Genomic DNA, 10,413 nt, shown 5'->3' with positions numbered 1-10,413 from the left:
CAGTTCGTTCTCGCGCCACCACGTCAACATCACCATGTGCAAGGCCAAGGCCAACGGCAACTACATGAACTCCATCCTCGCCCACAAGGAAGCCGAGACGGACGGCTACGACGAGGCGCTGCTGCTGGACGTCGACGGCTTCGTCGCCGAAGGCTCGGGCGAGAACTTCTTCATGATCCGCAACGGCAAGCTCTACACGCCGGATCTCACCGCCGCACTGGAAGGGATCACCCGCGACACCATCATTCAGCTGGCCGGCGAAATCGGCCTGCCGGTGATCGAGAAACGCATCACCCGCGACGAGGTCTACACCGCGGACGAAGCCTTCTTTACCGGCACCGCCGCCGAGGTCACGCCGATCCGCGAGCTCGACAACCGCGCCATCGGCGAAGGCACGCGCGGCCCCATCACCGCGAAACTGCAGGCGATGTATTTCGACTGCGTGCATGGCCGCGCCGCAGCCCACACCGGCTGGCTCACCGCGGTCTGAAGCGAGATCGGCATGAGCGAGCGGCACGACAATACCCAGCGCGTCATCGAAGTCACCGAAACCGACCTGCCCCTGCACTGTCCGATGCCGCAGCACGTCGACTGGAATGCCCACCCGCGCGTCTACCTGCCGATCGAATCGCGCGGCGATGCGCTCTGCCCCTACTGCGGCACGCTTTACCGCCTGAAGGGCAAACCCAGCGGCGGCCATCGCTAAAACGAAGACTCGCGGGCGCCTGGCGCGTACAAAACTCCGCACTCCCGCCGATATCGCAACACCGCGCCTACCCCGATCCCACGCGGGGACGGGCGCGGGCGGCACCGGGCTGCCGCCCGCGCCCGCGGTTGCCGGACAACATCCTTCCCGGCTTTTGCGCCTGGCCTGCTGGAACAGAATTTGCTGCTTGCCTGGCACTAAATTTCTGTCGGAGGGGATATGGGTATTGCAAAAATCGGCCGGGGTCTGGCCGCCTGCGCTGCGGGCTTGACGATGGGACTGCCCGCCGGCGCAGCCGTCATTTACCAGACCGACTTCCAGTCGGGCGTCGGCAGCGAATGGTCGCACGCAATCACCCAGAATGCGCCGACGCCATACGGCTTCGGCCCGCGCACCTTTCTGGGCGAATTCGGCAATGAAACGGTCACGCTTTCGCTGGCGGATTTGGGCTGGCACAGCGGCGTACAGCTCGATTTCGACCTCTACCTGATCCGCTCGTGGGACGGCAGTTCGGGAGGCGCCGCGCTCTACGACTATGGCAACGACATTTTCAAGGTGGCCACATCGGGCGGCCTCGCCCTGCTGGAAGCCACCTTCAGCAACGGCAACCCCGCAGGCCAGACCTTCGGCCCCGCCGCCAACAATCCGTCCTATACCGGTGCCGCCGAGTCCTATTCGCTGGGCTACGTATTCGATGACGGCATCCTGGGAATCTCCCAGGTCATGGACTCGGTTTATCGCTTCAGCTTCAACTTTGCCCACGGCGACAGCCTGCTGGCCTTCGATTTCAGCGGCATCGGTCTGCAGGAGCTGGGGGACGAAAGCTGGGGGCTGGACAATGTCCGGGTCTCATTGCTGGGCACCCAGCCGCCCACCGCCGTGCCGACTCCGGCCGTGCTGCCGCTGCTCGGGGCGGGCCTGATCGGCATGCTGTGGGCACGCCGCAGCCGCTCCCCATCGTAAGCAAACGGGGCGCGACCGTGCGCGCCCCGGTCCCTTAGAACGGAATGTAGAACTCGGCCCCGAGGTACGCGGACGCCGGATCGTCTTCGGACTTGTTGACGCCGGCCTTGAGCGTGAGCGCAGTGGATGCGCCCAGCCCGATGTTGCCCACGAAGGCACCCACCTTGTAGGCGCTGTAATTCGAGTCGCCCTGCACCAGCACCTCGGGGCCGACGCGCCACCGATTGCGAAGCTGCGTCTGCAGCCGCAAGCGTGCCCAGTAGTTGGCGTCGCCGACCAGATGGCTGGCAATGCCATTGATGCGCCAGCCGGCCGTCATGTCGGTTTCGCCTTCGAATTGCAGCTTGGCGCGCAATCGCCGGCCCCGGTCATCGTTGTCAGGATCGTCGGGGCGCAAACGGGTGTTGGCGTAGCGCGCACCCAGGTACGCCCCCCACCAGCCGCTCGCGTTGCTTCGCTGGTATCCCAGCGCCGCCTCGGCGCCGCTAATTCGGGTATCGATTTCCAGCTGCGGCGTTTTCTCGTAGCTATAGGCGACATAATCGAGCCAGTAGCGCTGCACGTATCCCTGCCCCAGCTGTGATCCCGGCAAGGGCAACACCGTTCCCAAATAGGCATAGCGGTTATCGCGGCTTGCCTCGACGCCTGCCAGCGCAATGCCCTCCTGTGCCCATGCGGGGACGTTCATGGCGAGCAGCAGGCCCGCCAACAGCAATCTCGACATCATTCGATCCAGTCAGAAAATTTGCGGCGCATTATGCCCGCGATCCGGCGGCAATGGCAGCATGCACCATCGGTTCGGCGTCGCGCGAAGCGCAAGCGGCCGGGTCCGCCAACAGCTCCATCCGGTACAGGTAGAGCGTGCCCAGGCCGGTCAGGATGGTTTCATGCGCTGCAGCCTTTGCATGCAGGGTACGCAGGCCTGTCCTGCCACGCGCCTGAATGACATGGCTGCAAGCGGGATCGAGCGGCCGGTTCACCAACAGCTGGGCCTCCTCCTTCTCGGCAGCGTGTGCGCTGACCAGCCCGACCAGGCAGCCGTCCGCGCAGGCCGCATCGGTAGCCACCTCGCAACCAGCCCAATAGCCGACGGGTTCGCGCGGGGCATGCGGCGTGTCGACCAGCCCCATGCGCTGCAGCGGGGTCGGGCTGTCGTCGCGATACCGATTGATCCGCCATTGCGCATCCGAGCCATACAGGAACTGTTCGATACGCTGGGTCACCGGCAGGGGCATCGCATGGAAGGTGCCGCCGATGGCGCGCACATACGCTTGCCCGCCGTCTCCCGCATGCATCAGGGTGCGGATTTCCAGCTCCGCATCCAGTTCGCCGTCCGGCAGGTACAGGGTGACAGGCACCCTGTCGCCGACTTTCGCCTGCCCCAGCACACCATAAAAGCTCATCCCGCTCGGCGACAGGTCATCCACCGTTCCCAGCACGCCATCCAGGCGCGCCGCCAGGGGCATGGCAAAACGATATTCGTTGCGCCGGTTGACCCCGCGCTCGGCAGTGAAGCGCACCACCAGCACGGCCAGCCAGGTGTTGGCCGCAGCCCACACCACATTCGCCCACATGCCGTCCTGCGGCAAATGGCCATTGAAATAGAACAGCACGATGCCCACCGGGATGGCCAGCGCATTGAGTCCCAGCACCGCCAGCTGGGGCAGCAGAAAGCCCAGGCTCGACGCGTGTTCCCGCGCCTTCTTGGCGGTCACGCCGAAACGCTTGCGCATCTTGAACACGCCCAGCGTCGACCAGGCGAAACTGGCGAAGCGCGCCATGTTGTACTGCTCGATCATCAGGCTGCGCCCGTAGCCGCGCGATATCTCCTCGAACGCCAGGAAATTGACCAGGTAGTACGGCACGAAATGCAGCAGGAACACCCAGCCATCGACGGCGATCGGCATGGCGCCCGCCATCAGCACATAAACCGGCGCGAAGTAGAAAAACACCTTTTGCCAGCCGTCGAAATAGGCCAGCACGGTAGCCAGGTAATTCAATCGCTGCGGCAGCGTCAGCCCGCGGGCGAACAGGATGCCCTCCTTGCGCCAGACATTCATCGCGCCCACCCCCCAGCGCACGCGCTGCTTGAGGAAAGGCTCGATTTTGGCGGGTGCCACGCCATAGGCGAGCGACTCGTCGTGATAGACGGAACGGTAGCCCTTCTTGTGCAGCAGCAGGCTGGTGTGAATGTCTTCGGTCACCGTGCCCGTCGCAAATCCGCCAATGGCGTCGAGCGACTGACGCCGGATCACCGCGCAGCTGCCGCAATAGAACGCCGCATTCCAGTAATCCTTGCCGCGCTGGATCACCCGGAAAAACAGCGACTGTTCGGACCAGGCGACCCGGCTGCCGGGGTCGGTGCGGTTCTGAAACGAGTCCAGGTTGTAGAAGTCCTGCGGGGTTTGCACAAACGCCACGTTGGGATCGGAAAAATAGCCCAGCGTCTTCAGCAGGAAATCCTGGCGCGGCGCATGATCGGCATCGAAGGTCGCGATCAGGTCCGCCGTGCTGTGCGGCAATGCGTGGTTGAGATTGCCTGCCTTGGCGTGCGCATTATCGGTCCGCGCCAGGTAGCGCACGCCGAGCGACTGCGCCATCTCGCGCATCGCCTCGCGGTTGCCGTCGTCCAGAATCCAGGTTTCGTGCGGGTATTTCATCGCCCGCGCCGCCAGCGCGGTGCGCCGCACCATCTCGACATCCTCGTTGTAGGTCGGGATGAACACATCCACCTTGAGCCCCAGGGCGGGCGGCGGCGCGGTGCGCTCCGACAGCCGCCAGGTCATGAAGATGTTCAGAACGGCAGTAAAAAACCCGAACACCTCGGCGCCATACAGCAGCCAGGAAAAGACCGGGTGCGCCGCGTTGAACGTCTCCAGGCGCCAGTTCAAATACCAGGCGCCGGTGGCAAGGAACAGCAGGATCACGGCTTGCCTGGCGGGTTGGAGTGAGCGATATTCCGGTTTCATGTCATGCGGTTCATGTTGCGATGGACCATGTCCAGCAAAACCCGTGCCATTGACTCACATTCCCCCTCTACGCACCGCCGATCGCCACCAACGCCATGTCCTATCCCACCCCTGAAGCCGCCGAAACCGCGTTCTACGCCGCCTTCGAGGCCCGTTCGCTCGACGCCATGATGGCAGTCTGGTCCGGCAGCGACGGCATCGCCTGCATCCATCCCCTGGCGGCCCCGCTGAACGGCCGCGCCGCCGTGGCGGCAGGCTGGCGCAGCATGTTCGAGGCCGCCGGCCAGTTCCGCGTGCACGCGGAACTGGCCCATGAAATGCGCGAAGCCGGCGAGGTCATCCGCGTCGTGCGCGAATATCTCGCCATCGGCCAGCAAGCCGAATCGCGCCCGCCGATCCTCGCCACCAACATTTACCGCAAGGAAGCCGACGGCTGGCGCATGGTGTTGCACCATGCCTCGCCGCTCCAGGTGGGCGCCACACCCCCCGCCCGGACTCCGCCTGCGGTGCTGCACTAGGCGCGTCCTTGCTGAGCGCGGCGCCATGCACGCCTCGAAAGAAACGCTTTATCGCGCGCCCCCCTGGCTGCCTGGCGGCCACTTGCAAACTATCTACAGCAGCCTGTTCATCCGCGTTGCGCCGGTCGCCTGCCGGCGCGAGCGGCTGGAATTGGCGGACGGCGACTTCCTCGATTTCGACTGGGTCGACGGCCATGCCGGCAGCCCCGTCGTGGTGCTGTTCCACGGCCTGGAAGGCAGCGCCGACAGTCACTACGCGCGCGGCCTCATGGCCCGCGTGCGGGCGCACGGCTGGCATGGCGCGACCGCGCATTTCCGCGGCTGCTCGGGCGAGGACAACCGGCTGCCGCGCGCCTATTTCGCCGGCGACAGCGAAGACATCGGATGCATCCTGCGTCACGTCAAAGCGCGGCACGCCGAGGTGCCGGTTTACGCGGTCGGCATCTCGCTCGGCGGCAATGCCCTGCTGAAATGGCTGGGCGAACAAGGCGCCGCGGCGCATCCGCTGGTCGAGCGCGCCGCCGCCGTCTCCGCGCCGCTCGATCTCGCTGCGGCCGGCCGCACGCTCGACCGTGGCTTCAACCGCCGCGTCTACACCGCGCGCTTTCTCGCCACCCTGAAAGCCAAGGCCCTGCACAAGGCCACGCGCTTTCCCGGCCTGCTCGATGCGCAAGCGATTGCCGCCACCACCACCTTCCGCGAATTCGACACCCTGGTCACCGCGCGGCTGCATGGATTCCGCGACGCCGACGACTACTGGCTCAAGGCGTCGTCCAAGCCGCTGCTGAAATCGGTCAGCGTTCCCACCCTCGTCATCAACGCCAGAAACGACCCTTTTCTGCCGGCCTCCGCCTTGCCGGCCCCTGCCGACGTCTCGCCCTCGATCACGCTCGAACAGCCCGGCGCCGGCGGCCATGTCGCGTTTCCGTCAGGGCCTTTTCCCGGCAATCTGGACTGGCTGCCGCGGCGGCTGATGCAGCATTTCGATATCCGGCGCAGGTAAAATCGGCGCATTGCCATTCAGGGAGCGCGTTGTGGAATACCCCAAGGAAATCTTCAAGGCCTACGACATCCGCGGCATCGTCGGCAAGAGCTTCACCCCGGAAATCGTCGAAGCCATCGGCCATGCCATCGGCTCGGAAGCGGCTGCAAGAAAACAGAAGGAAATCTGCATCGGCCGCGACGGCCGCCTGTCCGGCCCCGACCTTGCCGCGGCGCTGGCGCGCGGCATCCGCAAGGCCGGCATCGGCGTGGTCGATCTCGGCATGGTCGCCACGCCGATGACCTATTTCGCCGCGTATCAGCTGAAAACAAACAGCGCGGTGATGGTCACCGGCAGCCACAACCCGCCCGACTACAACGGCCTCAAGATGGTACTCGGCGGCGAGACCCTGGCGGGCGACGCCATCCAGCAGCTGCGCGAACGGCTGCTGAACAACGATCTCGTGCACGGCGACGGCAGCTACCGCGAATACGACATCGCCGGCGAATATCTCGCCCGCATCGTGTCGGACGTCAAGCTCGCACGGCCGATGAAGATCATCGTCGACTGCGGCAACGGCGTGCCCGGCGCCTTCGCCCCCAAGCTGTATCGCGACCTGGGCTGCCAGGTGGAAGAGCTGTTCTGCGAAGTCGACGGCAACTTCCCCAACCACCATCCCGATCCCTCGCAGCCGAAGAACCTGCAGGACCTGATCGCGGCGCTGAAAACCGGCGATGCCGAAATCGGGCTGGCCTTCGACGGCGACGGCGACCGCCTCGGGGTGGTCACCAAGGACGGCAGCATCATCTTCCCCGACCGCCAGCTGATGCTGTTCGCCGACGACGTGCTCTCGCGCAATCCCGGCGCCGAGATCATTTTCGACGTCAAGTCGACGCGCAAGCTGTTCGGCTGGATTCGCGAACGCGGCGGCCGCCCGCTGTTGTGGAAGACAGGGCACAGCTTCATCAAGGCGAAGATGAAGGAGACCGGCGCGCTCCTGGCCGGCGAAATGTCCGGCCACGTGTTCTTCAAGGAACGCTGGTACGGCTTCGACGATGGCCTGTATGCGGGCGCGCGGCTGCTCGAATACTTGAGCAAACAGGCCGACATCAACGCCACCCTGCACGGCCTGCCGGATACGCTGAACACGCCCGAACTCAACATCAGGATGGCCGAGGGCGAGCATTACGCGCTGATGGAGCAGCTGCAGAAAACCGCGCGCTTTCCGGATGCGCAGGAAGTCATCACCCTCGACGGCCTGAGGGTCGAATATGCCGACGGCTTCGGCCTCGCGCGTCCGTCCAACACCACCCCGGTGATCGTGCTGCGCTTCGAGGCCGACACCGCTGAAGCGCTGGAACGCATCCAGGCCGACTTCCGCCGCGTGATCCACGCGGCCGCGCCCGGCCTCGCATTGCCGTTTTGAACGCCGGCCGGCGGCGGGGCAGCGCCCCGTTCGCCACGGGCGCATCGGTGGACCCTGTTTCGCGCCGCAAAACGGCGCTTCGCTGAACACACAAGCCCCCTCGCGTCTGGAGGCAACGAGGGCCGGCACGCGCTGCGCTCCATTGCCCTCCGCAAAAAGACGCAAACGCATCGCCGGGCATGCCCGGCGACTCGCGATCAATCCACCGGCAGCGGCGCCGGTTGATGCAGCCAGTAACCCTGCACAAAATCCACGCCCATGTTTTTCAGGCAGGTCAGTTCGGCTTCGGTTTCGACCTGCTCGGCGATGGTCTGCTTGCCCAGCTCATGCCCCAGCGTGTGCATGGCCTTGACGATGGCAAGCTTTTCCCGGTCGTGGTTCATCCCGCGCACAAAATCGCCGTCGATCTTGAGATAGGCCACGGGCAGGCGTTTCAGATAGCCGAACGACGACTGCCCCTTGCCGAAATCGTCGAGCGCGAACTGGATGCCGCGCGACTGCAGCGTCAGGATCAGCCGTTCGCAGGCATCCAGGCTGTCGATGGCGGCGGTTTCGGTGACTTCGAAGCTGATCCGCGCGGGATCGAAATGGTACTGGCCGATTTCATCGAGAATGAACTCGGCCGTCCCCGGATCGCTCAGGCTGCGTCCCGACAGGTTCAGCGCATAACAGGCCTCGTCCTGCGGATGGGTGTCGAGATAGGCGAAGAAATTGCGGATCACCCAGCGGTCGAAACTGGGCGCCAGCCCGTAGCGCTCGGCGGCGGGCAGGAACTCGCCCGGGGAAATGATCGCCCCGTCCTCGCCGCGCAGACGCAGCAGGATTTCGTAATGCGGCATCGCGATGGCCGGCGACAGCGCGACTTTCCGCTGGCGATACAGGACGAATCGATGCGCCTCGAAGGCCTTGGTGATGGCCCCCACCCACTGCATTTCGTCATTGATTTTCTGCAGCGCCGGATGGGTCTTCTCGTACACCTGGATGACGCTGCCGCCCAGCGACTTGGCGTGGTAGCACGCGGTGTCGGCCTGCATCAGGATTTCGCCGATATCGGTCATGCCGCGGTGCAATTCGGTCACCCCCAGGCTCACCCCCAGGCGGAACACCTTGTCATCCCACTCGAACCGGAAGCGGCCGATCTCGTCGCGCAGTCCCTGAATGTGGTCGAGCGCCTCCGGCAGCGTGGCATCGGCGAACAGCAGGCCGAACTCGTCGCCGCCCAGCCGCGCCAGACAATGGTTCTCGCCCTCCACGCGGCGCGCCATGAGGGCTGTCAGCCGCCGCAGCAAGGTGTCGCCCGCACGGTGGCCGCAGGTGTCGTTGACCAGCTTGAACCGATCGAGGTCGATGTAACAGAAGATGAAGCGCCGCGCTTCGTGCTGCACGCCGTGCAGCGCCGCGCCCAGCCGGGCCTCCATGGCCCGGCGATTCAACAGGCCGGTGAGGTGGTCGCGTTCGGCCTGCCAGGTCAGCCGTTGCATCAGGCTGCGCCGCTCGCTCTCATCCTGGAACACCAGCACGCCACCCTGCACCCTGCCATCGCCGGATCGAATCGGTGCGGCGGTATCGCTGACGGCAATCGTCGTGCCATCCTGGCGGCGGATCGCGGTATGGCTGTCCAGCCCGATCACCGCATTGCGCCGCAGCGCCAGCTCGAGCGGGCTGATGACGGGCGCACCGCTTTGCTCGTTGACCAGGTGCAGCACATCGGGCACCCGCCGCCCCTGGGCATCGGCATTGCTGAAACCGGTCAGCTCTTCCGCCCGCGGGTTGAGAAACTCGATCACTCCATCTGCATCGGTCACCACCACGGCGTCGCCGATCGATTCGATGGTCACCCGCAGGCGCTCCTTCTCGACCAGCAACTCGTCGCGTTTGCGTTCCAGCTCCGCGACCAGGTGGCCGATGTGGTCTGCCATGTGATTGAAAACCAGCTTGGTTTCGCGCACCTCGGGCGGCGAGCCGTAGCCCAGGTTGGCGCGCGCACCGAAATCGCCGAGTTCGATCGCCCGCGCCGCCGAACGCAGACTATGCAGGCCGCGCAAGTTAATCTGCAGCAAGCCGCGCAACAACAGCAGGCAGACCAACAACCCGCCCAGTGCCAGCAGGGTGAAACGCACCGCCAGCGTCCACAGGGCGTGCACGGCATCGCCGGCGTCCAGCGCCAGCGCCAGCGTGCCATGGGAGATGCCGCCCACGGCCAGTTCGGACTGCGCATACGCCGCGCGCGCATCGAGCAGTTCGGCGAACCAGGACGGATAGGCTTGCGGCGCGGGCGGCGTGCGCGCTTCGAATGCGAACTCGGGCGACGTGAAACGCACGCTCAGGATATTGGCGCTCGCGGCGTATGCCGCGAGCGCCCGCTCGATCGCGGAACGATCGCGCGACACCACCTGATCCCGGATCGCCGCCATGGCCGCGCCCAATTCGCGTTCGGCGCCGGCGTCGAGATGCTGCTGCACGCGCGCCTTCAACGGCAGGCCCAGCACCGTCAGCGTCACCAGATACATCGCCAGTGCCAGCACGCACAGCGTAGTCAGAATGCGGGCATGCAGGCTGTAGCGCATGCCGCGTAACGCCAGCGAATCACTCATTCGCGGACGCCCGGGCTTGCCCGGGAAGACCCGGCTGTCCGGCACGAAACGCCAGTGGCACCGGACGGTTCATGCTTGGGGGCGAAACTCCGGCAGGCGGTTGTCGCCTGCCGGCCGGGCGCGCCGAGAGCGCAAGGGGGGCGGTGGGCAGCCCGTTCCGCAGCGCCCGGCAACTGGGCCGGGCACGACCATACTCTCCTCATGTTGTCTCCGTGTAGCTTGTTATCGGGCAGTGCTTTTTTTGTGCCGCGAGTG

General features: G+C 65.5%; 9 protein-coding genes. 6 read left to right on the top strand and 3 right to left on the bottom strand.

The window, feature by feature from the left end; all coding sequences use genetic code 11:
• The 3 genes from BGO62_RS07920 to BGO62_RS07910 form a co-directional block, all read left to right on the top strand.
• Window positions 1-490 (top strand): aminotransferase class IV (locus BGO62_RS07920; RefSeq protein WP_296640996.1); only part of this gene is annotated, 490 nt, incomplete at its 5' end.
• Window positions 491-502: 12 nt separating this feature from the next.
• Window positions 503-706, top strand: a complete 204-nt coding sequence (locus BGO62_RS07915; protein WP_296640995.1) for a zinc-finger domain-containing protein — start codon at window positions 503-505, stop codon at window positions 704-706.
• Between the two features lie 219 nt (window positions 707-925).
• A complete protein-coding gene (locus BGO62_RS07910; protein ID WP_296640993.1) occupies window positions 926-1,669 on the top strand; it encodes a hypothetical protein in 744 nt (247 codons plus the stop codon).
• 34 nt (window positions 1,670-1,703) lie between these two features.
• Here BGO62_RS07910 and bcsS read toward each other — a convergent pair whose 3' ends face one another.
• Window positions 1,704-2,393 carry a cellulose biosynthesis protein BcsS gene (gene bcsS, locus BGO62_RS07905; protein WP_296640991.1) on the bottom strand — a complete coding sequence of 230 codons (690 nt, stop codon included), beginning with the start codon at window positions 2,391-2,393 and terminating at the stop codon, window positions 1,704-1,706.
• A 31-nt stretch (window positions 2,394-2,424) separates the two neighbouring features.
• Entirely contained in the window at window positions 2,425-4,638 is a 2,214-nt protein-coding gene (locus BGO62_RS07900) for a glycosyltransferase (protein WP_296640990.1), read from the bottom strand.
• Window positions 4,639-4,733: 95 nt separating this feature from the next.
• Between BGO62_RS07900 and BGO62_RS07895 the strand changes: the two genes are divergently transcribed.
• The 3 genes from BGO62_RS07895 to BGO62_RS07885 are packed head-to-tail and all read left to right on the top strand — an operon-like array spanning window position 4,734 to window position 7,564.
• On the top strand, window positions 4,734-5,156 hold the full coding sequence (locus BGO62_RS07895) for a nuclear transport factor 2 family protein (protein WP_296640988.1): 423 nt from the start codon (window positions 4,734-4,736) through the stop codon (window positions 5,154-5,156).
• A 25-nt stretch (window positions 5,157-5,181) separates the two neighbouring features.
• Window positions 5,182-6,159, top strand: a complete 978-nt coding sequence (locus BGO62_RS07890; RefSeq protein ID WP_296640987.1) for an alpha/beta fold hydrolase — start codon at window positions 5,182-5,184, stop codon at window positions 6,157-6,159.
• A 31-nt stretch (window positions 6,160-6,190) separates the two neighbouring features.
• Window positions 6,191-7,564 (top strand): phosphomannomutase/phosphoglucomutase, encoded by a 1,374-nt coding sequence (locus BGO62_RS07885; RefSeq protein ID WP_296640986.1) that lies wholly within the window; start codon window positions 6,191-6,193, stop codon window positions 7,562-7,564.
• Between the two features lie 197 nt (window positions 7,565-7,761).
• Here the strand turns inward: BGO62_RS07885 and BGO62_RS07880 are convergent, their stop codons facing one another.
• Window positions 7,762-10,158, bottom strand: a complete 2,397-nt coding sequence (locus BGO62_RS07880; protein WP_296640985.1) for an EAL domain-containing protein — start codon at window positions 10,156-10,158, stop codon at window positions 7,762-7,764.
• Between the last annotated feature and the right edge of the window lie 255 nt (window positions 10,159-10,413).

Origin of the sequence: Thiobacillus sp. 65-1402 (genome assembly GCF_001897685.1) — a bacterium.
In the GTDB taxonomy this organism is placed as follows: Bacteria; Pseudomonadota; Gammaproteobacteria; order Burkholderiales; family Thiobacillaceae; genus Thiobacillus.
The sequence above is the reverse complement of the archived record's forward strand: the minus strand, read 5'-3'. Positions and strand labels throughout refer to the sequence as shown.

Bases quoted from the DNA above. Each gene is read 5' to 3' on its own strand.
- BGO62_RS07895 (WP_296640988.1), top strand. From the start codon at position 4,734: ATGTCCTATCCCACCCCTGAAGCCGCCGAAACCGCGTTCTACGCCGCC.
- bcsS (WP_296640991.1), bottom strand. From the start codon at position 2,393: ATGTCGAGATTGCTGTTGGCGGGCCTGCTGCTCGCCATGAACGTCCCC.
- BGO62_RS07910 (WP_296640993.1), top strand. From the start codon at position 926: ATGGGTATTGCAAAAATCGGCCGGGGTCTGGCCGCCTGCGCTGCGGGC.
- BGO62_RS07880 (WP_296640985.1), bottom strand. From the start codon at position 10,158: ATGAGTGATTCGCTGGCGTTACGCGGCATGCGCTACAGCCTGCATGCC.
- BGO62_RS07915 (WP_296640995.1), top strand. From the start codon at position 503: ATGAGCGAGCGGCACGACAATACCCAGCGCGTCATCGAAGTCACCGAA.
- BGO62_RS07890 (WP_296640987.1), top strand. From the start codon at position 5,182: ATGCACGCCTCGAAAGAAACGCTTTATCGCGCGCCCCCCTGGCTGCCT.
- BGO62_RS07900 (WP_296640990.1), bottom strand. From the start codon at position 4,638: ATGAAACCGGAATATCGCTCACTCCAACCCGCCAGGCAAGCCGTGATC.